Source organism: Nocardia sp. CNS-044 (genome assembly GCF_059570515.1).
This window is the reverse complement of record NZ_JCANSX010000006.1, coordinates 281,548-306,730: the sequence shown is the minus strand read 5'-3', so window position 1 is coordinate 306,730 and position 25,183 is coordinate 281,548. Positions and strand designations below refer to the sequence as shown.

Genomic DNA, 25,183 nt, shown 5'->3' with positions numbered 1-25,183 from the left:
TGGTCTGCGCCGGGCTGATGGCTCGCGAGTTCGGCGGCGGTCGCGGGGCGCAGACCTTGGCAGCTGCGGCGGTTGCCAGCGCTGCCCTGGTGCAGGGTGTCGGGCACATGTCGAGCGCGGCGGTGTTCGATCTGGCGCTATCGCCCGTTCCCTGTCACCTATGTCCTGCTGTTCGTCGTGTTTCTGCTGACCGGCGGCAAGGCCTACCGCATCGACAACGGCCTCGGCATCGACAACGACGAGCAGGGCGAGCCGCTGTTCGTGTGCCGCGAACTCCGCGCACCGTGGCATGAACTCTGGCCGCGCGCAAAGTATCTCGGCTGACAGCTAGAGTCCGTGCCGACACAGGAATTCGTCGATGGTCTTCCACCACTCCTCGGGCCGCTCGATCATGAGCACATGTCCGGCGTGGATCTCGGTGTACTCCGCGCCGGGGATGGCGGCCGCGAGAGCGCGCGAGTTGGCCGGATGGATGAGCAGGTCGGCCGTGGCGTTCACCACCAGGGTCGGCACCGCGACGTGTGCCAAATCATCGGTGGTATCGACGTTTTCGACGAGCACCGCTTGCTGTCGGGTGCCGCCGGGAACGGACCCGGCCATCTGGCGGACGAGCGCGTCGGACGCCGCCGCGGACAGCGACTCGAGGTGGTCCGCCGAGAATCCCACCAAGGCCGACAGCCGCGCGAACGTCTCGGTGTCGCCGAGATCGAGCAGATCCTGCCACGCTTGCGCGACGATCCTGGCGCGGTTGTCCGCCCTCGAAAAGCCTGCGGCCAGCACCAATCCGCGGATCCGGTCGGGATGCCGCACCGCGGCGCGCACCGCGACCGTGGTGCCGAGCGAGTACCCGATGATCGTGAACGTCTCGACGCCCGCCTCCACCGCGGCCGCGACCAAGGTGTCGGCGAGTCCGTCGACGTCGAGGCAGGTGTCGTCGCCCGGATAGTCGGAGGCCACCACGGTGTGCTTCGCGGCCAGTGCCGCAACGATGCCGCCGAAATTGCTCTCGATCGATCCGCTCGCTCCGTGCGCGAGGACGATGCCGGGCCCGGACCCGGTGACGGTGGTGGTCAGAGGAATCGCAGTCATGCCGCAGAAGTTAGGTATTGACATGGATGTGAAGGCCAACCCGGAGTGAGCGGAGTCACATGCTGATCGGAGACCTGTCGCGGGCCTGCGGCGTGAGCCCGCGGCTGTTGCGCTACTACGAGGAACAGGGTCTGTTGCTGCCCGGCCGAGACGCCAAGGGCTACCGCGTCTACGGCGAGGACGCACAAGTGCGGGTCGCGCGCATTCGCGAATTGCTTTCGGCCGGAATGTCGACGGAGGACATCCGCGGTCTGCTGCCCTGTCTGTGGGATCCGACGCGGTGGGTGCTGCCCTGCGACGAGTCGCTCGACATCGTGGAACAGCGCTACGCCGAACTCGACGGCAAGATCGCCGAACTCGTGCGGCAGCGTGCTCTGCTCGGCGTCCAGCGCGATGCCATCCGTGACTGGCTCGCGCGAGAGTGACTCGCGGGCATTAGCGTATGCCGCATGCCATCACGGATGGGGAGTATGCGTTTCGGCGCCGCGCTCTTGGCGCTCGCGGCCGCATCGGTCATCGGATCGCCGACGGCCAGTGGTGATTTCGTGCCCGCGTCCTGTGCGCAGGGTTGGGGCGTGGAGACCGTGGTCGAGGGTGTCGGCAATCTGGAAAATCTCGACAGCGACGGTGCGGGCGGGTTCTACGTCACCGGCATCCTCGACGGATTCCTCGCCCACGTGGACGCCGCCGGTCGCTTCGAACCGCTGGTCACCGGGCTCGACCACCCGGCGGGCGTGCGCGTGGTCGGCCGCTCCGTGTACTTCCTCACCGGCGACGGCCTCGACGCCGCGCCGGGCACGTTGCGGCGCTACGACATCGACACCGGCGCGGTCGAGGTCCTGCTGACCGGCCTGAACGGACCGAACGGCCTGCTGGTCCTTCCCGACGGGGATCTGCTGTTCACCACCATCGGCATCAAGGCCCCGCCGACCGGCATCTCGCGCTACCGCCCGTCCACCGGCGAGTACACCAAGACCTGGTCGGCGCTGCCGCTGACCAACGGACTCGCGCTCGCCCCCGACGGTCGGTCCCTCTTCACCGACAGCCTGGAACTGAAGGTCTTCCGCATCCCGCTGGACGCGCCCAACAGCTGGAGCGCCGTCACCGGCATCCCGCAACTGCTCGCGCTGCCCGACGACATGGAGGCCACCCGCGACGGCCTGCTGTTCGTCGCCGATCACGCGCTGGGCGCCGTCTACCAGGTCGACACCGCCACCGGCGCGGCCTGCGCCATCATCACCGGACTGATCAAGCCCGGCCCCTTGCGTAACCCGCCGGACGGCGCGACCTCGGTGCGCATCGTGCGCGACGCCGACGGCTGGGCACTGTACGTCACGAGCATGGACGGCGCACTGCGCCGCCTGCGCCCACCGTCCGGTCTCGACCTCACACCCGCCGACGAACGGCGGCGCTAGCCGGAACCTGCGCCTGCGGCGTCCGCGCGCCAAGTAGGTTGGCGGGCATGGTGGATTCCCGAGCGCTCGAACCCCTCGAGATGGTTCCGGCGACCACGGCCGACGCCGCGCCGATCATCGCCATGCGCGATGGCTTGGCGCGCTGGATGGTGGACAACGGCATCGCGCAGTGGCTGCCCGGCGAGTATCCGGTCGCGATCCTCGCGCGCGAGGCGGCGCGCGGCGAATGGTACGTGCGACGCGAGCCGACCGGCGAGGTGCTGGCGGCCGTGCGGCTGATCTGGCACGACCCGGACTTTTGGGGACCCGACGAGATCGAGGCCGGGTACGTGCACGGACTCATGGTCGCGCCGGGCCACCGCGGCCGGAGGCTCGGCGCGCGCGCCCTCGCGTTCTGCGCCGAACGCACCTTGGCGCGCGGGCTCGACCGCCAGCGGCTGGACACCGCCGCGGACAATCGTGCGCTCCGGAAGTATTACGCCGCACAGGGTTTCACCGAGCTGCGGGAGACGACGCTGCCTCCGCAGTTCCACGGCACCGACCGCGTCGTTCTGATGGAGAAGCTGCTGGGCTGATCAGCGCGCGAAGCGGGACAGCACCGCCTCGTGCAGAAGTCCGTTCGTCGCGACGGCGTCGCCGCCGTGCGGTCCCGGCGTGCCGGACAGTGACGTGAAGACCCCGCCCGCCTCGCGGACCAGGATGTCGAGGGCGGCCAGATCCCACAGCGACACTTCGGGTTCGGTGGCGATGTCGACCGCGCCCTCGGCGAGCAGGCAGTAGCTGAAGAAATCGCCGTAGCCGCGCACCCGCCACACGTCGTCGGTGAGCGCGAGGAAGTCCTCGCGCATGCCGCGCTCGCGCCAGCCGGACAAGCTGGAGAAGGCCAGGCTCGCCGAGTCGAGCTCGGCGACGGCGGACACCGAGATCGGGTGCGGCGCACCGGGATGGAAAGTGGTCCAGGCGCCCGAACCCGCGGCCGCCCACCAGCGCCGCGCCAGCGCGGGCGCGCTCACCACGCCGACCACCGGCACCCCGTCCTCCAACAGCGCGATCAGGCTGGCCCAGATCGGCACGCCGCGCACGAAGTTCTTGGTGCCGTCGATCGGGTCGACCACCCACTGGCGTCCGGCGAATTCCGCGTCGCCGCCGAACTCCTCGCCGAGCACCGAATCCGCAGGCCGCTCCTGCGTCAGCGTGTGGCGGATCGCCCGCTCCACCGCGAGGTCGGCGTCCGAGACCGGCGTCAGGTCCGGCTTGGCGTCCACCTTCAGGTCCAGCGCGCCGAACCGCGCCTTGGTGATCGAGTCGGCCGCGTCGGCCAGCCGCAACGCGAGTTCCAGGTCAGAGGAGTGAGCAGCCACGTCCGCAAACCCTAATGGACGCAGCCGGACGGAGTCCGTCGACAGCCCGCGCACGGCCGCAGGGAAGGCGGAGGCATGGGTAGTGGACGGAGTGATCAAAAGCGGCTCAGGAGGCGACCGATGCCGTTCGTGCCGCGGCCAGCGCGCCTGCCCACCACCGCAACTGGCCGAGCATCGTCTGCGCCGCGGCGGCGGGCTCGTCCGGTTCGCGCAGCCGACCCGCTTCGTCGAAGAGCAGGTAGTAGCGCGGGAACGAGACGTACTCGCGGACCGTGTGCGCGTTCAGCTCGTTGAAGACCTGCCGCAGGTGCTCGATCGCGAGCAGCCCGCCGCTGCCGCCGCTGTAGCCGACGAACCCGATCGCCTTAGCGTCCCACTGGGTGAAGTGCCAGTCGATGGCCGCCTTGAGCGCGGCCGGGTAGCTGCGGTTGTAATCGGGCGTGACGATGACGAACGCGTCGGCGGCGGCGAGCCGCGCGGTGAGGTCGTCCATGCCCGCGGGCCGGGGCGGGTTCGGCTCCAGCGCGGGCGGGACCGCGGGCAGCGCGAGCGGCAGCTCCGCGTCGGCGAGGTCGATCACGTCGACCTCGAAGCCGCCGTGCCGAGCCGCCTGTTCGGCGAACCAGGCGGCCACCGTGGGACCGAACCGTCCCTCCCGGACACTGCCGATGATCACCGCGAGCCTGAGTGACGACATTGCTGTTCTCCTTGCGCATCGAGTGCGGCCGGTGCGACCGCCATGTCTCAATGTGCTGCGGCACGGACGATGCTGGAAGGCCGCGCCGAGAGTGGTAGCGGCAGGGCCACCCTCGGGGCGACCCCCGCTTGTACTGTTCGAAGGGTGAGCGACAACGAGCTCGGCCTGTTCCTGCGCAGCAGACGCGAGGCGGTGAGTCCGGCCCGGGTCGGCCTGCCCGCCGGACCGCGCAGGCGCACCCCCGGACTTCGCCGCGCCGAGCTGGCCACCCTGGCCGGGGTCAGTGTCGAGTACATCACCCGGCTGGAGCAGGGACGCGATCGTCACCCCTCGCCGCCGGTGCTCTCCGCGCTGGCCGACGCGCTTCAGCTCGCGCCGAGCGAACGCATCCACCTGCATCGCCTGACCAAGGCCACCACCCCGGGGTTCACCTGCATGGGCGACGCGCAGCCGAACCGCCAGGTGCGGCCCACGGTGCGCGCCGTGCTCGATCATCTGGATCCGGCGGCCGCGGTCGTGGTCAATCGGCTCGGCGAGGTGCTCGCCTGCACCGACGGCTACCGCAGGCTGATGGGTCCGACGGGCCTGCTCGACGCCGACCCCTTCGCCAACCTCGCGCGTTTCGTCTTCGCCGACCAACGCGCCCGCCAGATCTATCCGGACTGGGACTACGTGGCCGACCAGCAGGTCGCGACGCTGAAGCAGGGGCCCTTCCGCGCGGACCCCGCGATCACGGCGCTCGCCGACGAACTCACCGTGGTCGCGGGGGACGAGTTCACCCGGCGGGTGGCCAGCGTCCCGAGTCTGCCCGCCGCCACCGGCGTCACCCGGCTCGCCCACCCGGCGGCCGGTCCGCTGCGGCTCGCCTACGAGACCCTCGACCTGTTCGCCGACGACGACCAGCAGATAGTCGTCCATCTCCCCGCCGATGACGCCACCGCCGCGGCGCTGGACACGCTGGCGGGTCGCCGCCCCGGACAGCTGCGCGCGGTCTCCGGTTGAGGTGTGCCAGGAAATCGCGGGCGCGCTTTTCGTGGTATCGACCGGGACCGGTAGCCTAGTAGACCGTGCATCCTGATGTTTCCGCTGATCTCGCCGAACTCGACGCCACGCTGAAGACGGTCGAGTCGGTCCTCGACATCGAGGAACTGCGCCGCCGCATCGATGAACTCGAGCACCAGGCGGCCGATCCCGACCTGTGGAACAACCAGGACCACGCCCAGCAGGTGACCAGCGAGTTGTCCCACGCCCAGGGCGAGCTGCGCCGGGTCGAGGAGCTGCGCCAGCGGCTCGACGACCTGCCGGTGCTCTACGAGCTCGCCGAGGGCGAGGAGGGCGAGGCCCGCACCCAGGCCCTCGCCGAGGCCGACGCCGAACGCGCCGCGCTGCACGGCGACGTGGAGGCGATGGAGGTCCGCACCCTGCTCTCCGGCGAGTACGACAAGCGCGAGGCGCTGGTCAACATCCGCTCCGGCGCCGGTGGCGACGACGCCGCCGACTGGGCCGAGATGCTGATGCGCATGTACATCCGCTGGGCGGACCGGCACAAGTACCCCGTCGAGGTGTACGACACCTCCTACGCCGAGGGTCAGGGCATCAAGAGCGCCACCTTCGCGGTGAAGACGCCGTACGCCTACGGCACCCTCTCGGTCGAGATGGGCACCCACCGCCTGGTGCGGATCAGCCCGTTCGACAACCAGGGCCGCCGCCAGACCTCGTTCGCCGAGGTCGAGGTGCTTCCTGTGGTCGAGACCACCGACCACATCGAGGTGCCCGAGACCGAGATCCGCGTCGACGTGTACCGCTCCTCGGGCCCCGGTGGTCAGAGCGTCAACACCACCGACTCCGCGGTGCGCATCACGCACATCCCGACCGGCATCGTCGTCACCTGCCAGAACGAGAAATCCCAACTCCAGAACAAGATCTCGGCCATGCGTGTGCTGCAGGCCAAGCTGCTGGAGCGCAAGCGGCAGGAGGAGCGCGCCGAGATGGACGCGCTGAAGACCAACGAAGGCGCGTCTTGGGGCAACCAGATGCGCTCCTACGTGCTGCACCCCTACCAGATGGTCAAGGACCTGCGCACCGCGCACGAGGTGAACAACCCGACCGCGGTGCTGGACGGCGACATCGACGGTTTCATCGAGTCGGGTATCCGCTGGCGGATGCGGGAGCAGGCGAATTAATTTGCGCTGCGTGGCATTCCGGTGCGACGCGCGGCCTCGAACGGTGCTCCGTTGTAGCCTGTCTGGCGTGCGTGTCGCGGATGGTGTGAAACGGCAACAGGGATGGTCGCGGTGATCGCGGCGGCGTCCGCGGCGGATTCCACGGCGTGGCTGCGTTCCAGCGGCCTGGAGATCGTGCTGCTGATCCTCGGCGCGATGTTGTTCAGCCGGTTCGCCACCTTCGTGCGCGACCGGGTCACCAGCAAGATCGATGCCGGGTTCCGCAGCAGCGACGCGCTGGTGCGGACCGAGGCGGCCAAGCACCGGCACGCGCTGGCCCAGGTGCTCACCTGGGTGGTGCTGACCATCGTCTACGTGCTGGTCGGCATGGAGGTGTTGCAGCGGCTCGGCTTCCAGGTGACCGGTCTCGTCGCGCCCGCCGCGGTGCTCGGCGCCGCGCTCGGTTTCGGCGCGCAGCGCATCGTGCAGGACATTCTGGCCGGGTTCTTCCTGATCACGGAGCGACAGTACGGATTCGGTGACGTAGTTCGCATCGCCGTGACTGGAGCCGCGGAGGTGGCCGAGGGTACGGTCGAGGACGTCACGCTGCGGATCACCACGCTGCGCAACGCCGACGGTGAGGTGATCACCGTGCCGAACGGTCAGATCGTGAAAGTGACCAATCTGTCGAAGGATTGGGCGCGCGCCGCGATCGACGTTCCGGTGGCGGCCAGCGCCGACATCACCCGGGTGAACGAGATATTGCACAAGGTAGGAGCCGAGGCGTTCCGCGACCGCAGGCTCGAGCCGCTGCTGCTCGACGAACCCACCGTGATGGGCGTGGACGACCTCGCAATGGACCAGGTGCGCATCCGAATGGTTGCCCGGACGTTGCCGGGTAAGCAGTTCGAGGTCGGACGCGAGCTCAGGGTCCGAGTGGCCGCGGCCTTGCGCCGGGAAGGTATCAGTGAAACCACGTAAATCGACCGCGGTCCTCGGGGCCGCGTGGATCGCGACATTCGTGTTGTACCTGTTCGTCAAGCCTGATCAACCGGCTGCGACCGGGATCACTCAGGTCGTGAACGCCGTACCGGCGGTGGGGAATACGGAGCAGGCCGGGCAGTAGCCGCTGCTCGGGGCTGGATGGTAGCTGCGCATAGCCGGTGGATGCGCGGGTTTAGCTGGTTACACTGGCTCCCCGTGATCACCATGCGGAACGTCACCAAGTCGTACAAGACGTCGACGCGACCCGCGCTGGACAACATCACGGTCGATGTGAACAAGGGCGAGTTCGTCTTCATCATCGGACCGTCCGGTTCAGGCAAGTCGACTTTCATGCGTCTGCTCCTCAAGGAGGAATCGCCGAACGCGGGGGAGATCCGCGTCGCGGACTTCCGAGTCGATCGGCTCCCCGGACGCAAAGTGCCGAAGCTGCGCCAGCGCATCGGCTGCGTGTTCCAGGACTTCCGGCTCTTGCAGCAGAAGACGGTCCACGAGAACGTCGCGTTCGCGCTGGAGGTGATCGGCAAGCGTCGCCAGTTCATCGACCGCACGGTGCCCGAGGTGCTGGACATGGTCGGCCTCGGCGGCAAGAGCGACCGGCTACCCAGCGAGTTGTCCGGCGGTGAGCAGCAGCGAGTCGCCATCGCGCGCGCGTTCGTGAACCGGCCGCTGGTACTGCTGGCCGACGAGCCGACGGGCAACCTGGACCCCGATACCAGCGGCGACATCATGATGCTGCTCGAGCGCATCAACCGCATCGGGACCACGGTGGTCATGGCCACCCACGACAACCACATCGTCGACTCGATGCGCAGGCGGGTGGTCGAGCTCGACCGCGGCCGCCTGGTGCGCGACGACGCGATCGGCGTGTACGGAGTGGATCGATAATGCGCGCGAGTTTTCTCTTCAGCGAGGTCGTCACCGGTCTGCGCCGGAATGTGACGATGACCGTCGCGATGATCCTGACCACCGCGGTGTCGCTGGCGATGCTCGGCGGCGGCCTGCTCTCGGTGCGGATGGCCGACAAGACCGAGCAGTACTTCACCGGCCGCCTCGAGGTGCGCTTCTACCTCGACGAGGACATCTCCGCGAACGACCCGGACTGCGCCACCGATCCGTGCCGCTCGCTGCTGGCCGACATGAAGAACACCTCGGGCGTGGTCAGCGTGCAGTACCTCAATCGGGCCGCCGCGCTGGAGGAGGCGAAGAAGCTTTTCGCCGACCAGCCGGAGATGGTGCAGTACATCTCGGAGACGCCGCTGCCCGCCTCCATGCGGGTCAAGATGACCGACGGCGACCAGTACGAGCGGATCTACGACAACTACCACGCCCGCGAAGGCGTGCGCACCGTCGCCAACGACCGCGAGTTCGTCGACCGGCTGCTGCGGCTGTTCGACGGCCTGCGTAACGCGGCCTTCGGCCTCGCCGTGGTGATGGCGCTCGCGGCGCTGCTGCTGATCGCGAACATGATGCAGATCGCAGCGTTCACCAGGCGCACCGAGGTCGGGATCATGCGGTTGGTCGGCGCGACCCGCTGGTACACGCAGTTGCCGTTCCTGCTCGAGGCCGTTGTCGCGGCCGTCGCGGGTTCGGTTCTGGCGATCTTCGGGCTGCTCATCGCCCGTCCGCTGGTCATCGACCGGGCGCTCGGGCCGCTGTTCGACAGCAATGTGTTCCCGCGGATCACCGGGGACGACATCGCCACGGTCGCGCTGACGATTCTGCCCGTCGGCATTCTGGTCGCGGCCGTGGCGGCCTACGCCACGCTGCGGTATTACGTGCGCGAGTAGGCCGATGTTCGGCGGGCGGGCGGTGTGCGCGAGCGGGCCGCCGCGCCCGGTGAAATCGGCTCATCCCCATGTGGAGAACTCGGCCATTACGGCGGGATTCGTCGTGCAGCGGCGGCGCGATGGTCGGGGGTCGCTCGTAGGATGGGTGGCGTGAATCCCCCCGAAGCCCTCCCCGTCGACGTGACCGGTCCCGGCGCTCCCGCGAGCGCCGAAAGCGCTGCGGTGCAAGAGGATCTACGGTCGCGGGAGGTGCTGGGCCGGGTCTTCGGATACGACAGTTTCCGCGGCGACCAAGCCGAGATCGTCGAGCACGTGATCGCGGGCGGCGACGCGCTGGTGCTGATGCCTACCGGTGGCGGTAAGTCGCTGTGCTACCAGGTGCCCGCGCTCGTGCGGCCAGGCGTCGGCGTGGTGGTCTCGCCGCTCATCGCGCTGATGCAGGACCAGGTGGACGCGCTCAGTGCGCTCGGCGTGCGCGCGGGTTTCCTCAACTCGACGCAGTTCCCCGACGAGCGGCGGACGGTGGAGGCGCAGTTCCTCGCGGGCGAACTCGACCTGCTGTATCTGGCGCCGGAGCGGTTGCGACTGGAATCGACCGCGCAGTTGCTCGATCGCGGCAAGGTCGCGCTGTTCGCCATCGACGAGGCGCATTGCGTGTCACAGTGGGGCCACGACTTCCGGCCCGACTACCTGGGCCTGTCGATGCTGCACGAGCGCTGGCCCGACGTGCCGCGCATCGCGCTGACCGCGACCGCGACCGCGAAGACCCGCGACGAGATCATCGAGCGCCTCGATCTCGGCGGTGCGCGACGGTTCGTCGCCAGCTTCGACCGGCCCAACATTCAGTACCGCATCGAGCCGAAGAACCGACCGGAACGACAGCTGCTGGAGTTCATCCGCGCCGAACACGCCGGTGATGCGGGCATCGTCTACTGCCTGTCGCGCAATTCGGTGGAGAAGACGGCGGCCTTCCTCAACGAGAACGGCATCGGCGCGGTGCCGTATCACGCGGGGCTGGACCACCGCACCCGCGCGGTGAACCAGGCGCGGTTCCTGCGTGAGGACGGGTTGGTCGTGGTCGCCACCATCGCCTTCGGCATGGGCATCGACAAACCCGACGTGCGCTTCGTCGCCCATCTCGATCTGCCGAAGTCGGTCGAGGGTTACTACCAGGAGACCGGTCGTGCCGGACGCGACGGTCAGCCGTCGACCGCGTGGATGGTCTACGGACTCAACGACGTGGTGCAGCAGCGCAGACTGATCGACTCCTCCGAGGGCGACGCCGCGCACCGCCGCCAGCTGCAACTGCACCTGGACGCCATGCTGGCCCTGTGCGAGACCGTGGCCTGCCGTCGCACGCAGCTGCTCGCGTACTTCGGGCAGAGCGGTCAGTCGTGCGGCAACTGCGACACCTGCCTCACCCCGCCGGAAGCCTGGGACGGCACGGTCGCCGCGCAGAAGCTGCTGTCCACCGTCCTGCGCCTGAAGCGTGAGCGCGGTCAGAGCTTTGGCGCGGGTCATCTGGTCGACATCCTGCTCGGCAAGAAGAACCCCAAGGTGCTCCAGTACGACCACCACGAGCTCACGGTCTTCGGCATCGGCACCGATCTGCGCGATACCGAATGGCGCGGCGTCATCCGGCAGCTGCTCGCGCAGGGGCTGCTCGCGGTGCACGGCGACTACGGCGTGCTGACCCTGACCGAGGCCAGCCAAGAGGTGCTGTTCGACGGTCGTCAGGTGCGGCTGCGCCGCGAGCCGGAGCGTGTCGTCGAACCGGCGCGGTCCGCCAAGTCCAGCAAGGCGGCCGCGGCCGCCGACCTCGCCGCCTCCGATGTGCCGTTGTTCGAGAAGCTGCGCGAATGGCGCGGCGCCACCGCCAAGGAGCAGGGTGTGCCCGCCTACGTCGTCTTCCACGACGCGACGTTGCGCGAGATCGCCAGCCGCAAGCCCGCGAGCCTGGCGCAGCTGGGCGCGATCGGCGGCATCGGCGAGAACAAGCTCACCAAGTACGGCGAACAGGTGCTCGAGGTGCTCGCCGCCGAGTAACCGGCTCCGCACACGCCGGTGGACGAACTGTGAAATGTTGACCCCTCAAATCGACGGGTCCGCTGCCATGCGCCAGGATGGGCGGGGATATGGGCGTCGCGGAGGTCGGTGTGAGTGGTGGGCAGGAGATCAGTCGTCGGGAACTGCTGGCGGGTGCCGCCGCGGTCGCGGCCGGAGCGTCACTGGTTGGGCTGACGCCCGCCCAAGCGGTTCCGGTCGCGGCGGGCGTCACCAAGTTCGGGCTCCCAGCCCAGCGCTCTGTGCGCGTGCTCGTCACCGGCGACGCGGGCACCGGCACGCGCACGCAGTGGGCGGTCGCCGACGCCGCGCGGGCCTTCCACGCCCGCGAGCCGTTCTCGCTGGCGGTCGGCCTCGGCGACAACATCTACGACAGCGGTCCGAAAAGCGGCGACGACGCGCAGTTCGCGAGCAAGTTCGAGCACCCGAATACCGGACTGGATTTCCCGTGGGCGATGGTGCTCGGCAATCACGACACGAGCTCGGTCATCGGCGGTGACGGCGGCTGGCTGCTGCGCGGCAACCACGAGGTCGAATATCACGCCAACTCGTCGCGCTGGTGGATGCCGAGCCGCTACTACTCCGTCCGGGTGCCCGAAGAGCGGCCCGTGGTCGAGTTCTTCGTGCTCGACCTCAACCCGCTGGCCGCCTACCTACCCCCGCTGTTCGCGCCCTACTGGGCGGTCGACGGCGAGTTCATGAACGCGCAGCGCGCCTGGCTGGACCGAGCGATCGCCGAATCGCCCGCGCGCTGGAAGATCGCGTGCACGCACCACCCGTACCTGAACAACGGCCCGCACGGCGACGCGGGCAACTACGAGGGCCTGTCCATCGAACCGGTCAACGGCGTGCACGTGAAGCGGTTCTTCGAGGACCACGTGGTGGGCAAGTGCCATTTCATCCTCTCCGGCCACGATCACTCGCTCCAGGTGCTCGAACCCACCGCGGCGGCCAAGGGCACCCGCCAGCTGGTGTCGGGCGCGGCCGCGAAAACCGTTGGCGCCGAGCCACGGGTGACACCGGGCGGCACCGGGACGCCCGCGCTGTACGAGAGCTATCACCAGCTGGGCTTCATGGTCATGGATCTGACTCCGAGCGCGGTCGATCTGCGGGTTGTCGCCGTGGACCCGGGGACCGGCGCGGGCACCGAGGTGTTCGGCCGCCGGCTGGCCTGACGGGCGCCGCGAGTCTCGGGCCGAGCGAAGCGGAACCACGCCGTGAGCGGCCGAACGCACATCACCGAATCACAACACCCCGCCGGGTTGCGCCGGTAACTTCCCGCCGCGGCGGTTACCGTGCAGGCATGGCACCCGGTGATGGCCCGCCCGAAGGCGGTCCCGAAACGTCCGGCGGATCGCCGCCGCCCGACACCCCCGCACTAGCGCCGCACCGCCCGACGGACGACGCGGTGGAGTCGGTGTGGCTCGGTCGTCGGCGCACCCCCGTCCACCTCGGCCGCCCGCGTTTGTCCACCTTGCTCATGCTTACCGCGTTCGTCGCGGTCCTCGTGGTCTACATCGCGCTGCGACCCGGCGGCTGAGGGTCCGACCCGGCACTGGCCGGAGCGCGGAATAAAACGGTTGCCGCGTCACTTAGAGTTGACCGTTATGAAGGAAAAGGGGCGCAAGGTCATCGCGACCAACCGCCGGGCGCGGCACAACTACACGATCCTCGACGTCTACGAGGCGGGGATCGCGCTGGTCGGTACCGAGGTCAAGAGCCTGCGTGAGGGCAAGGCCTCGCTGGTGGACGCCTTCGCCACGGTCGACAACGGCGAGGTGTGGCTGCGCGGGCTGCACATTCCGGAGTTCAGCCACGGCACCTGGACCAACCACGCGCCGCGCCGCGTGCGCAAGCTGCTGCTGCACAAGCGCGAGATCGAGCGCCTGGTCGGCAAGTCGCGCGAGGGTAATCAGACGCTGGTGCCGCTGTCGATGTACTTCTCGGACGGCAAGGTGAAGGTCGAGCTCGCGCTGGCCAGAGGTAAGCAGGATTACGACAAGCGCCAGGATCTGGCGCGGCGGACCGCCGAACGTGAGGTCACCCGTGAGCTGGGCCGCCGGGTGAAGGGTATGCGCTGAGGCCTCGGCCGATGGTGACGAAGAACCCCTGGCGTGATCGAAGGATCGCGCCAGGGGTTCTTCGGGTTCACGTCACAACCGCGCGCACGGTCCGTGCAGCGTCACGCGTTGCAGCGTCGGCCCGCGGAAGTCGGGCACGAGCGTGCGCGACCCCAGCGGCGCGTTCGCGTCGGGCACACCGATGACCGCCTGCTGTGCGGTGAGGTCCGGTTGCGCTGAGCCGTAGTTGTGCACGGCCGCCATGCCCTCCGAGTCCACCGACAGTCCCTCCAACGCGCCGCGCACACCCGCGCGGGTCAGGTCGCCCGCCGCCTCGGCGCTGCTGAGCACCGCCTTCATCGGGTAGGAGACCGCCCAGCCGAGGTTGTAGCCCCAGTTGGTCGGCGGCTGCAAGGCGGCGGCGCGGGCGTGCTGAGCGCCGACGCTGCGGCCGTCCCAGCCGTCGTAGGGCGAGGTGTAGTTGTACAGCGAGGTGATCGCCGCCGCGGCGGGCGTCTTCAGCAGGGCGCCGTTCCAGGTCGGGGTGGAACCGAGGAAACGGCCGTCGTAGCCGCCCGCGACCAGCTTGCCGATGATCTCGGCGGTTTCGGTGGGACCGGTGGCCAGCAGCACGACGTCCGGCGGGTTGGCCAGGATCTCGGCGACCGGTCCGTCCTGATTGCCGACCTCGGCGTTCGGACCGGTGTCGATGCGCGCGTTGACGATCGCGTTGTTCTCCGAAGCCCAGCGCAGCGCCCCGCTGGCGTAGTCGCCGCCGTAGTTGCCTCGGAAGGCGACGACCGCGATCGTGCGTGGCCTGGACTGGAACTGGGCGAACCAGTCCAGGCCCATGATCGCTTCGGTGCAGTACGAATACCCGGTGTCCAGCACCAGGTTTCGATCGGTATCGCGATACTGCCAGCCCGACCAGAGGGTGCCCGCGCCGGTCAGCAGATCGACGGTGTCCATCTCCGGTAGCACCGAAAGCGTCTGCGCCGTACCGAAACTCATCGCCAACGCGAGGACGTTCGGTTCGATCTCGTGGAACTTCTCGCGGTGCAGGCCAGGGTCGTAGGCGGTGTCCCTGGCGTAGGTCGTGATGTCGACCTCGTAATTGCCGATGCCACCCGCCTTGTTGACCTCCCGCCAGAAGGCCAGCTGGCCGTCGTTGAGCGCCTTGCCGAGCGGGGAGAACGGCCCGGCGTCCAGGTCGGACAGCACGCCGAGGTAGATACAGCCCTTGCTCTTGTCCACCGCCTGCGGGCACGGCGCGCTGGTGACGCCCTGTCCCGTCTCGGTCGACGCCGACGAACAGGCCGCCAGTGCGAAACCCATGGCGATCGCGGCCGCGGCGGCGCGGAACAGCCTGCGGCGGCGGCGGATTGGTCCCAAAGTTCTCTTCCTTCGATACAGACGAACGTATTGCCCGGTGGCCCGCCGGTTCACAGCCGGACGCACGGCCCGTGCATCGGCAGTTGCGGCAGGGTCGGTCCGCGGTAATCGGTGGCCACCGTGCGCGAGCCTAGCGGCGCGGACGGATCCGGGGCGCCGATCGAGGCACGCTGGGCCGCGTAATCCGGTGCGCCCGCATTGTAGGTGTGTGGCGCGGCCATGCCCTCGAAATCGACCGTCAGCGCGTCCTGCGACCCGCGCACGCCCGCCCGGTTCAGCGGGCCTTGTTCGGCCGCCTTCGTGAGCAGCGCCCGCATCGTGTAGGAGCTGGCCCAACCCAGGCTGTAGCCCCAGTTCGTCGGCTCCTGCGGCGCGGCGGCGCGAGCCCGGCGGGCGCCCGTGCTGCGCCCGTCCCAGCCGTCGACCGGCGAGGTGTAGTTGTAGAGGGCCGAAAGCGCTGGCCCGGCTGGAGTTTTCAGCAGCGCGCCGTTCCAGGTGGGCGAGGAGCCGAGGAAGCGGCCCTGGTAGCCGCCCGCGACGAGTTTGCCGATGATCTCGGCGGTTTCGGCAGGGCCGGTGGCCAGCATCACGAGATTCGGCGGGTTGGCGAGGATTTCGGCGACCGGACGGTCCTGGTTGCCGACCTCGGTGTTGGGCCCGGTGTCGACGCGCGAGGTGACGATCACGTTGTTGTGCGCCGCCCAGCGCAGCGCGCCGTTGGCGTAGTCGCCGCCGTAGTTGCCGCGGAACGCGACGACGGCCACGTTCGCCGGACGGTACTGGTGCTCGGTGAACCAGTCCAGACCCATGATCGCCTCGGTGCAGTACGAGTAGCCGCTGTCCAGCACCAGATCCCGGTCCGCTTCGCGATACTCCCAGCCCGACCACAGCGTGCCCGCCGAGGTCACGATGTCCGCCGCGTCCATCTCCGGCAGCACCGCGAGGGTCTGGGCGGTGCCGAGGCTCATCGCCAGCGCGAGCACGTTCGGCTCGATCTCGCGGAACTCCTCGACATGCCGATGCGGATCGTAGGCGGTGTCCCTGGCGTAGGTCGAGATGTCGACCTCGTAGCCGCCGATCCCACCCGCCTTGTTGACCTCGGTCCAGAACGCCGTCTGCCCGTCCTGCATCGCCCTGCCGAGCATGGCGAAAGGTCCGCCGCCGAGATCGGAGAGGACGCCGAGGTAGATACAGCCCTTGTCCCTGTCGATCGCGTTCGGGCACGGCGCGCTGGTGACGCCGGGGCCGGTGGTCTCACTCGGCGTCGAACACGCCGCGGCCAAGGCGAGTCCGATGATCATCGGCACCGCCGCGGCGTGGAACAGGCGACGAGGTCGCCTGCTGGTGTTGCCCATTATTGCTCCCTGTTCCGACCGCCGGTCGATCCAATTCCGGTACGGCCGAACAGGAACAGTACCGGGCAGTGGGGCGGTGAGATGGTGGTTTCGGCTTGCACGCGAGACTGTCCTGGTGTGTGCTCGGATCTGATCGATATGATCCGAAACACGCACAAACAATCGGGATGATCCTGCGTTGGGCGAGTGTTAGCATTACTAGCCCGCAAGGTGCGGGCACGTACGGGGCTGAACGGTTTCGACTGCGTACGTTGATTCAGGGGAAGCGTGTCGGTGCAGGCAAGAGACCACCGTAAGCGTCGTTGCAACCAATTAAGCGCCGATTCTCATCAGCGCGAGTACGCTCTCGCTGCCTAAGCGAAGCGTCTCTGTCGGCCCGGGATATGCCCTCGGTCCCGGTGCCGGCATCAGCTAGAGGGCTCACCGTCCGACTCGGTCGCGGAGCCGGACGGGACATCGAACAGCGACTGGGATCGTCATCTCGGCTTGTTCGCGTGACCGAGAGATCCGAGCAGAGACACAGCGAACTGCACACGGAGAAGTCCTGAAGACACGGCGGAGGACCCGGGTTCGATTCCCGGCAGCTCCACCCTCGAAGGCGAGTGCTCGTGAAGAGCACTCGCCTTTTTTGCGGGTTCGGCGTGTTTTGTGGGGGCGAAGCCCCCATGCCCCACCCGGAGGGCTTCGCCCCCGGACCCCGAATCCACGGCTTGCCTACCCAATGCCGCACGCCCCGGACCCCCGTCTCTGGATGGCTTACCCAATGCCGCTACCCGGCCTCGAGCCTGCAAGCCCTGGACCTGTCTACCTCGGACCTGTCTATCCAGAAGCCGCGCCCCCCGGGGATCCTCGATCCCTGGCCTGCGTACCCCATGTCGTGCGCCCGGACCCCTGTCTCTGACTTGCCTCCCCAATGTTGCGCACCCACTCCCACCCCTCGCTCGACCCGCCCCAACGCCGCGGCCACGGATCGGTGCCTGCCCAACAAATGCCATGCCCCAAGTCCCATCTCGAGAGTGATGTCGCCGCTCTCGCGGTTGTCGACGAGCGGTGCGGCGGTTACCGCGAGGGTGCGCACGAGGCCCTGGGGGATTGGACCTACGATCGGGCAGCTACTTCCCGGATTGGCTGCTCGAGCACCGCAGGGCGCTGAACGGGCGCTGACCTCATGGTGGCCAGGCGTTTCGCACCAGGCCTGGGGACCAAGTGCCTTTTACCGTTCGCTGTCGCCGACGCGGTGGTGGCTGCCGAAAGTGGCCGACCGATTCTCGGCAGTGGTCACCATCAATCGACGCGCACCTCCGATCCATAGCCACCATCCTGGAATCGGTCCAAGCCGGCTTGGGTGCGGAGTTCCCATCGGAGCTCGGGATTGCCGACATAGAACCGGAGTAGGTGGTACACCCTGGTTGGGTCGGTGGCCAGGAATGTGTGGGGGAGGTCGATGATTCGGGATCCGATTTCGGGTCCTCGGGGGACGATATCGATGACGTTGGTTCGGGTGGACCGTACCTTGTCGCAACGGGATTCGATCGCCGAGATATCCTCCCAGGCAATTCCTATCGGTGATTTTCCGTACCTGATCGTCACCTGGCCGGGAGTCAATTCGATACCGGCGGTGGAACGACTTCCAGCCAGAACCGAATTTCGCCGAACTGGTAGTACCAACGCATCACCACCGGCGGTAGTCCGAATCTCCGCGGCCACCGGCGCTTTTCGCGGAGCCTGCGACCATGCCGCCAGCAGGAAGGCGGCACCCAGAGCGCCGGGGAGTAAAATGCCCAGAATCCCCTCCCACACCGAGCCTTCTCCGGCCAGAACAGCCCAGATCACCCCGAGCATGGCCTGAAGAAAGAGTAATCCCATCGCGAACGGCAATACCGCATGTCGGTACGACCCGAACGCCTTTCGCTCCCAGCCCGCAGGTAGCGGCAAATCGGACGTGCTCAGATAGGCGCCCATGAATAACCCTTTCTCACCCACCACTGGCAGCCGAAGCGACGCTTCGAACACTCTCCTGATGCATTGGCCTCAATTTTTATCGTCCGAGGCCGTCGCGAAACCTTTTACAACTGGTTCCAGATAGGTGTTGACGTCCTTGAACGCCGACTTCATATTAGCCAGCGCCTTCGTCAAAGTGGCACTAGCCTGTGCAACATCGGTCATCACCTTCGGGGCAACGTAAGGTGTTGCAGCCCCGCCGGTAGCGATTACTTCCAGCGAATACCCGATCAATGCTCCAATCAGGTTCGACAGGACGTCGCGTACCACACTCCGAACTCCGTCGACGATACTTTCCGCCACTTCCATGGACTCGCGCATCGCCGCTGCTGCGGCGGCGGCGAAGCTGACTTTATCAATGAGCGACCCGGCGTGCAGTCGATACGAAGTGCCCGCCTGCCCCCGCCATGTAGAGATATCCTGCGCTACGCTGGAGCTCCAACCTGTAGCGACCTTCTCCAATTCCTTGGAAATGGCGTCCCACGACGCAGCGTAAGCTTTGACTATTGCCGGATTTCCCGTCAATCCCTCCAGTACCGCCCGGAGGGGCTCGAGATGCTCGAACATCCACTTGACAATCTGGGCTCCAGCGAAAGCAAAGGGGTCGGTCAGCCCCTTGGCCAGGCCGGTGACATTGATTCCGAGCGCGACGACACCTAGGCATGCCGAGTTGACGTCGCCCGACTGGAACTTCGCGACTGTTTCCCACGCGTCTCCCGCTAGGGTGCCCTTATATATGCCCGGGTCGCCCGATTCTGCCCCACCGCTGAGGCCGACGTTCGAAAGCGAACGGTTGCCCTCCTGGAAGTACTGATCGCGAATATTTACGTTTTTGTTTATCAGGTCGTTCGCCGGTGGCTCGGCATCGAAAAGCAGGCTCAAGATTTGCCCCCCGCATCATCGGCGATAGTCTCCCGCAGCGCGGTGAGCGCTTTCCCCAGGTTGCCATCTTTATCTTCGAACGTTGTTGCAACCGTCTTCAGTTTGTCCGGAACTTCCGACACGTTCTCGGCGAGTGAACGAATCACCGAAACCGTATTATCTTGTTTGTCGTCGAAAAGCAGTTTAATGGGTATGCGCGGGATGAGCCCGAAACCATCGTCAGCGTTTCCCAAGTAGGTAGCCGCCTCCAGGCACTTCTCTAGGCTCGTTACCAGCGTTGTCACGACTTCAGCGTGCTTGCGAACCTCATCGGGGTCGACGGAGATCGCATCAGGAACTGCCACAGTTACACCAACCAAGACTTCTTGTTGTAGTACTCATCTTCATCATCCGGCTCATCAGGAGTGACAACCTGATCCCGATCGGGTTTACGTGTGCGCGGTTGCACCGTAGGCGATTCCGTGGACCACCCGGAGGTGTAACCAGAGGACGGCGCCGGGTCGGGTGCGGGCGGAGCCGCGGCTGGAGGCGGCAGGGTCACAGGTTGCGACGAGAGGAACTGCGCCGCCGTCGGTGGCGTGGAGGTGGGTTGCGGCGGGGTGTACTCGCCGGCCGGTTCCGGGTCCGGGAATCGCTCGTCGAGCGCCGCGATGATCGACTCTCCCGCCGAGTCGTTTCCGACGATCGCGTGCACGACATCGGCAACCTCGGCCCGCAACTTCACTTGCGCCTTGCGCATACACGACAGGATCTCCGCCGACAATGCGGTAAGACCCATGCTCCGCGCCCCTGAACCCAGGTCGATCGCCGTCGGCACCCCGGTGCTGTCCACCGTGACGCTCACTCGTCCACCCGCGCTGGACGCAGACGCCGACATCGCGGTCATCCGCTCTTGCAGTTCTCCGTATCGCCGGGCCTTCTGCTCCAAGTCTGTCGTGTACTGCGCCAAATCCTCTGCGGCACGGCTCGGATCAAAGCCGACCATCGGCACCTCCCACTCCCCAACCAACTGTCAGTCCGATCGAACCCTTCCAACGAAACCCGCACAGCGCAAATCACAGAGATCCTTCGGTTTCGTCTTCCGGTATAGACGCGCCGCAGATCCATTCGGTTCCATCGGGTTTCCACGAGGCTCAGCAAAACTCCCAGGTGCGCGGTATGCGCGGTCCACTGCGATGCCTGGTAGCAGTCGACTCGTTGGACCATCGGCCGCTGGGTTGTCGTGCTGGCGGGAGGCTTTCACGTCCGTGGTACAGACAGGTCTTCCACGATCCGAGCCGTATCCGTCGCGTGCACGAAGTCGGCCATACGGTCGGCCGAAGCCGGGATGTACGGCCGGTATTCGGCGACCGTGAGGACATATGTCCAGGCACGCAAGCGGATTGGGTTGAGGAGAGGGTGGGTGGCGAGCTGGTCGAGGCGTTGGTGGATCGAGGTGGTGCCGGTTTGGATGGCGATCCAGAGGGCGGCCTCGGCGTTGATGTCTCCGATCGCGCCGAGGGGGTCGATCGTGTACCAGTGGCCGGGGCCTTCGAGGATGTTCTTGGCTTGAAGGTCGGCGTGCAGGACGTGGCGTTCGGTGGTGGTTTCCAGCAGGATGCCGAGGATGGTTTCGGCTTCGGCGAGGTGGGTGGAAGCGCCGAAGGCGTTCATCGCCGAGGAGTAGCGCGTGTCTGCGAATCGTTCACGGGCCCAATCCATTCGCATGTGCGCGACGTTCGCCAGATCTTTCAGGGTCGGCGGTGCTGGCAGGTGGGTTTGGTTCAGGCGGGTCAGCAGTTCGCCGTAGTGGGCGGCGTCGGTGGCGTCGTTCTCTGGCCAGGCGATGGAGCCCGGCAAGATGCGAGTCATGAGAAAGACGCCGGTTTCGTCGTCGTGGTCGAGAATCGTCGGCGCGGCATCCGCCGGAGCCCACCGTTGGAGCAGATGGGCTTCGGTGTAGCCGGATTCCTGGTCCACCGGAATCTTCAGTACGGCAGGGGTCCCGCCGGGAGTGGTGCAGAAGACGCAACAGGACATGGCGCCGCTGTCCGCGATGCTCTCCGGAATCAACTGCCACTGCCGCGCGTAGGTGACGATCCGCGCGGGTAGCGCGTCGAGCCAGGCGCGGCCGTCCTCTTCGCCGCGCAGGAAGAGAATCGCCTTCTCGAGACGTTCGGGAATGGGAGGCACGATCATTGGTGGAGTACCTCCTCGAGTCGGGCGGCGAGGGCGGCGATGTCGCCGCGATCGTTGTATACGTGGGTTGCTATGCGGAGCAGGCACTCTCCGCTCGGCCCCGGACCGACCCAAGCTCTGATGTCCGCCTCGCTCAGCGCTGTCTTGACTTCGGCCACCGTCACACCTTCAAGGATGAACGACCGGAGCCGCGGCGGAAGGTATTCGCGCTCCGCCGTGGGTCGTGCGGCGATTCCGGTGAGGGTGGACGTCGCATTGTCGGCGAGCTTTTCGCACTCGGTGAGTAGTCCTCGATCGTCCCAGCGGTGCCACTGTGCGATGGCGTCGCCGAGGCACAGTCGAGGGACGGGGTCGAAAGTGCCCGGCCACGAGAACCGCTCGACGAGGTCCGCCGAGTCCCATGTCAACGACACTTCCGCGGGTCGAACATGCTGGACGAATTGCTCTGTCAGCCAGAGGAATCCGACAGCACGTTCGGTCGGCAGCCACTTGTGCAGGGTGCCGAACATGGCTGCCGCGCCCCACGCGCCGGGCGTCAGGCGGACGTGGCCCGGGCCGTGCGCGGCGTCGAGAACGAGGTGTCCACCGCGCCCGCGGACCCACTGAGCGATTTCCGCGACGGGTAGCCACAGCGCCGCCGACGACGAGACGAGGCTGGCCTGTAGGTAGGAAACAGCCCCGGGGACTTCGATTTCCAAACTGCCGACAAGGGATTCGGTTCCTCGGAAGGGCAGCGGAACGGCGATTTCGAGGTACCGAGCACCGGCTCTGTTGCACGCCAGTTGCCACGCCCGGTTGATGGAGGAGTACTCGGTGTCGAGAACCACTACGGTGTCCGCCGCGGTCAGCGGGAGCGAGGTGATGATCGCCGCGGCCCCCGATGTCGCGTTCGAACACAGCGTGGTGTGTTCGGGCGTCAACCCGAAGGCCGTGCACACCAGCTCGATTCGGTCGCGTAGCTGCTCGGTGAGTTCAGCGCCGAGAAATCGGGTGGGATCGGATTCGATGCGGCGTCGGTGCTTCACGGCGGCGTCGGCCACCGTGCGGGAGGCTAGACCGTAGGAGGCGTGGTTGAGTTGGATCAGGCCGGGCGCGAGGTCGAACTCCTCGTACGCGGCCGGTTTCACGATGCCGCCCCAGCCCAGGGCAACGTGGCGCGCAGTTGCGGCAGACTCTGCACGTCGAACCGGAAGATCGCTTCGGCCGCGTGTGCGTCAGGGGGTGTCGCGCCGAGTTCGGTGATCGCGAACTCGGTGGGATTCCAGTTTCTCGGCCGACGCTCCAGCGCACCGAGGTGTCCGCCGAGCCGAGCGCAGCGGTCGGGAGCGAGGAAGTCTTCGTGGCAGACGTGCCGGAGCCGTTCGAGAAACATCTCGGCGGCGTTCGGACCATTGACCTGGTCGAGTTCGTGGACCTGCCAGGCGAGCATGGTCGCCACCCGCCCCAATGAGGGTGCCAGGCTGACGTCGAGGTAGCGGGCGAAGGCTTCCGCGGCGTCGGAGTGCCGATGCTGGAGACCGAGTACCCGGCTGGAATCTCGCAGATGTGGGGGGTTCTCGCTGGCGACACCGGAGGTCCGCGACATCGCGGCCAGTTCCTCCAGCAACTGCCAGGAACGGTCGAGTTCCAGGCAAGCCATGGTCTTTTTGCTCAGCCAGTGCAAGGCCTCGTATTCCGCATAGGGATGGCCTGTTTCGCGAGCCGCGTCGATGGCCTCGGCCAGCCACCGATCCGCCGCGGCGGGGTCGTAGGCCGCCAGATGCGCCAGACCTCGGTGTCCGAACGCACGAGACCGGACCTCGGGGTCGGTGCTCATCGCCGCGACCCGGTCGCACAGCTCGATGCAGAGCGGCGCATTCTGCACGGGTCCGCACAGTGCGACCTCGGCTTGCAGCATGAGCGCCTCGGACAGTATCGGACCCGGCTGGGGATGGTCGGCGATCAATTCGTCGAGCGCCCGGCTGGTCTGCTCCCAGTGGCACGTCATGCGCAGATTGCGCGCCCAGAGCAGCCGCACGTCCGCCTCGAGCGCTGGAGTGATCGTCTCGTGCCCGGCGCGGCTGAGGGCGTCCGTGCACGCTTCGGTGCCGCCGATGTGGTCGCCTTCGGCGGACAGGCATTCGGCGAGAAGCGCCGAAGCTTCGAACGAGGGCGTCTGTTCCACCGCGATCCGGGCGAGGTCGCGCGCTTTGGAGACGGAACCCAGGGTGAACTGCCGCCGCGCCGCCGCGAGAGCGAGCGTCCCGGCCTTGGTGCGATTGCGGGCGGCCACGGCGACGGCGGCCGCGCGTACTTGTAGTTCGTCGTCCCAATCCTGTTCGGCCTCTAGGATTTCCAGTAGACGAGCGTGGTGGCGACGCCAACGAGGGGCATTGGCGGCGCCGCGATCGCGCAGGATCTGGGCGAAAAGCGGGTGGTGGATCAGATACCGGTCGTAGTCGCCGCGCGGCTCGGCCGGACGCACCAGACCGTGCTCGGAGAACAGGACGTGCAGTCGTTCGTATACGTCATCGATGTCCATGCGCGCCAGCCGCGCGAGGTAGTCGACTTCGAAGCTGTAGCCGATCAACGCCGCGACTTCGAGCAATCGCTGATCCTCGTCGACGAGGTACGACAACCGCTCTTCCAACACCGCGGTGATCTGCTGCGGCGCCGAGTCGCCCGCGTGGTCTCCCAGTCGAACCATCGACTCGGCGAACAGCGGATTGCCCGCACTCAGTCGAACGATCTTCGAAACGACGTGAGGGGCGACGGAGCTACCACCCGCAGACTGGCGGATCAGCAGCTCGGTATCGGCGCTCGACAGTCGAGGAAGGTCCATGACGACCGTCTCCGGCAGGTACCGGCAGAGCCGGAACACCGCACGCTGCAGCGGATGCGTCTGATCCGGGGAACGCAGCTGATCGGGACGGTAGGCGAGAACGAGGACCAACGGACCCTTCACCCGCAGCGCGATCGTGGTGAGCAGGTCGATGGTGGCGGTGTCGGCCCAATGCAGGTCGTCCAGGACCATGAGCACCGGGCTGTCGGTGAGTAGATCCTCGATCAACCGCAGCAGTTGGTCGAGCCTGCTGTCGATCTCGGTTTCGTCGCGACCCGACTCGGCGTACGTCTGTCCGGTGCGGACCCCCGCCGCCAACAGTTGACCGACGATCGGGACCGACTCGATCCAGTCCGGCGCGTGCTCGCGGAAGGACGACACCATTCGGTTCAATCGACCTCGCGTGCCCGAGCGCTCCGCGGACGAGGCCAACGACCGCAGACACTCGCGGATCGCCTGGAAAGAGTCCGACGCCAGCGAGTTCAACATCGCCTGCCCGTACCCGGCCAGCAACCCCGCTTCGGCGTGCTCCGTCATCGCTCGATGAGCAAGAGTGGTCAAGAGGCTCGTTTTGCCGACGCCTGCTTCGCCGCGCAACACCAGTACGGCGCTTTCGCCGGTCCGGACGGCGTGGTCGACGCGGCCTAGTAGCTGCGAGAGTTCATCGATGCGGTCGACCAGAGGAGGCGGCGCAAGAAGGCGCGACAACCCGATCCCCTCCCACTCATCCGGTTCAATGAGCACGAATCGTACTCGACGGCAGGGCGTTTGGCCTGGAAACAGCAGTTCGTGTCAAGCCCTGTGGTCAGAACTGTGGGGGTGTGAATTCCGGCCTGTTGCGTCGAGCTTTGGACGATCCTGGGGTGCGTCCATTGCCGGTGGTGGTTCGGCGGTTGGTCGAGGAATTGGCCACT

The 25,183-nt window shown here is 67.2% G+C and carries 26 protein-coding genes and 1 other RNA gene; 15 read left to right on the top strand and 12 right to left on the bottom strand.

The annotated features are described in order from the left end of the window. Positions 1-72 precede the first annotated feature (72 nt). The gene (locus T333_RS10075) at positions 73-324 is read left to right on the top strand and encodes a hypothetical protein (protein ID WP_496424307.1); all 252 of its coding nucleotides are present in this window, start codon (positions 73-75) and stop codon (positions 322-324) included. Positions 325-327: 3 nt separating this feature from the next. Here the strand turns inward: T333_RS10075 and T333_RS10070 are convergent, their stop codons facing one another. After that, positions 328-1,089 (bottom strand): alpha/beta fold hydrolase, encoded by a 762-nt coding sequence (locus T333_RS10070; RefSeq protein WP_496424306.1) that lies wholly within the window; start codon positions 1,087-1,089, stop codon positions 328-330. A gap of 59 nt (positions 1,090-1,148) precedes the next feature. Here T333_RS10070 and T333_RS10065 point away from each other — a divergent pair, with 59 nt between their 5' ends. Genes T333_RS10065 through T333_RS10055 form a run of 3 tightly spaced genes read left to right on the top strand, consistent with a single transcriptional unit; the run spans position 1,149 to position 3,079 of the window. Beyond that, positions 1,149-1,514, top strand: coding sequence for a MerR family transcriptional regulator (locus T333_RS10065; protein ID WP_357256914.1), 366 nt, complete (start codon positions 1,149-1,151; stop codon positions 1,512-1,514). Positions 1,515-1,538: 24 nt separating this feature from the next. After that, positions 1,539-2,504, top strand: coding sequence for an SMP-30/gluconolactonase/LRE family protein (locus T333_RS10060; protein ID WP_496424305.1), 966 nt, complete (start codon positions 1,539-1,541; stop codon positions 2,502-2,504). Positions 2,505-2,551: 47 nt separating this feature from the next. Next, positions 2,552-3,079: a GNAT family N-acetyltransferase gene (locus T333_RS10055; protein ID WP_355003844.1), complete on the top strand. Its 528-nt coding sequence runs from the start codon at positions 2,552-2,554 to the stop codon at positions 3,077-3,079. Here T333_RS10055 and hisN read toward each other — a convergent pair whose 3' ends face one another. After that, positions 3,080-3,865: a histidinol-phosphatase gene (gene hisN / locus T333_RS10050; RefSeq protein ID WP_355003843.1), complete on the bottom strand. Its 786-nt coding sequence runs from the start codon at positions 3,863-3,865 to the stop codon at positions 3,080-3,082. Between the two features lie 106 nt (positions 3,866-3,971). Next, complete coding sequence (locus T333_RS10045; protein WP_496424304.1) at positions 3,972-4,562, bottom strand: NADPH-dependent FMN reductase; 591 nt, start codon at positions 4,560-4,562, stop codon at positions 3,972-3,974. Positions 4,563-4,706: 144 nt separating this feature from the next. Between T333_RS10045 and T333_RS10040 the strand changes: the two genes are divergently transcribed. The 10 genes from T333_RS10040 (at position 4,707) to smpB (ending at position 13,661) form a co-directional block, all read left to right on the top strand. Then, positions 4,707-5,564, top strand: coding sequence for a helix-turn-helix transcriptional regulator (locus T333_RS10040; protein ID WP_496424303.1), 858 nt, complete (start codon positions 4,707-4,709; stop codon positions 5,562-5,564). Between the two features lie 65 nt (positions 5,565-5,629). Beyond that, on the top strand, positions 5,630-6,745 hold the full coding sequence (gene prfB / locus T333_RS10035) for a peptide chain release factor 2 (protein WP_355003840.1): 1,116 nt from the start codon (positions 5,630-5,632) through the stop codon (positions 6,743-6,745). A 102-nt stretch (positions 6,746-6,847) separates the two neighbouring features. Next, complete coding sequence (locus T333_RS10030) at positions 6,848-7,705, top strand: mechanosensitive ion channel family protein (protein ID WP_355003839.1); 858 nt, start codon at positions 6,848-6,850, stop codon at positions 7,703-7,705. Beyond that, the gene (locus T333_RS10025) at positions 7,692-7,850 is read left to right on the top strand and encodes an Rv3103c transmembrane domain-containing protein (protein ID WP_496424302.1); all 159 of its coding nucleotides are present in this window, start codon (positions 7,692-7,694) and stop codon (positions 7,848-7,850) included. Before T333_RS10030 ends, T333_RS10025 begins: the two co-directional genes overlap by 14 nt. Before the next feature lie 74 nt (positions 7,851-7,924). Then, positions 7,925-8,614: a cell division ATP-binding protein FtsE gene (gene ftsE, locus T333_RS10020; RefSeq protein WP_355003838.1), complete on the top strand. Its 690-nt coding sequence runs from the start codon at positions 7,925-7,927 to the stop codon at positions 8,612-8,614. After that, entirely contained in the window at positions 8,614-9,516 is a 903-nt protein-coding gene (gene ftsX, locus T333_RS10015; protein WP_355003837.1) for a permease-like cell division protein FtsX, read from the top strand. Before ftsE ends, ftsX begins: the two co-directional genes overlap by 1 nt. A 150-nt stretch (positions 9,517-9,666) precedes the next feature. Then, on the top strand, positions 9,667-11,562 hold the full coding sequence (gene recQ / locus T333_RS10010) for a DNA helicase RecQ (protein ID WP_496424301.1): 1,896 nt from the start codon (positions 9,667-9,669) through the stop codon (positions 11,560-11,562). 89 nt (positions 11,563-11,651) lie between these two features. Further along, a complete protein-coding gene (locus tag T333_RS10005; protein WP_496424762.1) occupies positions 11,652-12,755 on the top strand; it encodes a metallophosphoesterase in 1,104 nt (367 codons plus the stop codon). Positions 12,756-12,883: 128 nt separating this feature from the next. Further along, on the top strand, positions 12,884-13,120 hold the full coding sequence (locus T333_RS10000) for a WLR motif membrane protein (RefSeq protein ID WP_355003835.1): 237 nt from the start codon (positions 12,884-12,886) through the stop codon (positions 13,118-13,120). A 67-nt stretch (positions 13,121-13,187) separates the two neighbouring features. Beyond that, positions 13,188-13,661: an SsrA-binding protein SmpB gene (gene smpB / locus T333_RS09995; RefSeq protein WP_043729939.1), complete on the top strand. Its 474-nt coding sequence runs from the start codon at positions 13,188-13,190 to the stop codon at positions 13,659-13,661. A gap of 72 nt (positions 13,662-13,733) precedes the next feature. Here the strand turns inward: smpB and T333_RS09990 are convergent, their stop codons facing one another. After that, complete coding sequence (locus T333_RS09990) at positions 13,734-15,032, bottom strand: ABC transporter substrate-binding protein (RefSeq protein ID WP_355003834.1); 1,299 nt, start codon at positions 15,030-15,032, stop codon at positions 13,734-13,736. Positions 15,033-15,082: 50 nt separating this feature from the next. Further along, positions 15,083-16,387, bottom strand: a complete 1,305-nt coding sequence (locus tag T333_RS09985) for an ABC transporter substrate-binding protein (protein ID WP_357256903.1) — start codon at positions 16,385-16,387, stop codon at positions 15,083-15,085. Positions 16,388-16,611: 224 nt separating this feature from the next. Here T333_RS09985 and ssrA point away from each other — a divergent pair. After that, positions 16,612-16,979, top strand: a transfer-messenger RNA (tmRNA) gene (gene ssrA, locus T333_RS09980). 692 nt (positions 16,980-17,671) lie between these two features. Here ssrA and T333_RS09975 read toward each other — a convergent pair. The 7 genes from T333_RS09975 to T333_RS09945 form a co-directional block, all read right to left on the bottom strand. Next, a complete protein-coding gene (locus tag T333_RS09975) occupies positions 17,672-18,349 on the bottom strand; it encodes a hypothetical protein (RefSeq protein WP_496424300.1) in 678 nt (225 codons plus the stop codon). Positions 18,350-18,418: 69 nt separating this feature from the next. Beyond that, a complete protein-coding gene (locus tag T333_RS09970; protein ID WP_496424299.1) occupies positions 18,419-19,270 on the bottom strand; it encodes a hypothetical protein in 852 nt (283 codons plus the stop codon). After that, a complete protein-coding gene (locus T333_RS09965; protein WP_496424298.1) occupies positions 19,267-19,614 on the bottom strand; it encodes a type VII secretion target in 348 nt (115 codons plus the stop codon). The genes T333_RS09970 and T333_RS09965 overlap by 4 nt, the downstream gene beginning before the upstream one ends. A 2-nt stretch (positions 19,615-19,616) precedes the next feature. Further along, entirely contained in the window at positions 19,617-20,255 is a 639-nt protein-coding gene (locus tag T333_RS09960) for a YbaB/EbfC family nucleoid-associated protein (protein ID WP_496424761.1), read from the bottom strand. A gap of 254 nt (positions 20,256-20,509) precedes the next feature. After that, positions 20,510-21,448: an aminoglycoside phosphotransferase family protein gene (locus tag T333_RS09955; protein ID WP_496424297.1), complete on the bottom strand. Its 939-nt coding sequence runs from the start codon at positions 21,446-21,448 to the stop codon at positions 20,510-20,512. Next, entirely contained in the window at positions 21,445-22,575 is a 1,131-nt protein-coding gene (locus T333_RS09950; RefSeq protein ID WP_496424296.1) for an aminotransferase class V-fold PLP-dependent enzyme, read from the bottom strand. Before T333_RS09950 ends, T333_RS09955 begins: the two co-directional genes overlap by 4 nt. After that, positions 22,572-25,013 (bottom strand): ATP-binding protein, encoded by a 2,442-nt coding sequence (locus T333_RS09945; RefSeq protein WP_496424295.1) that lies wholly within the window; start codon positions 25,011-25,013, stop codon positions 22,572-22,574. The genes T333_RS09950 and T333_RS09945 overlap by 4 nt, the downstream gene beginning before the upstream one ends. Positions 25,014-25,183 lie beyond the last annotated feature (170 nt).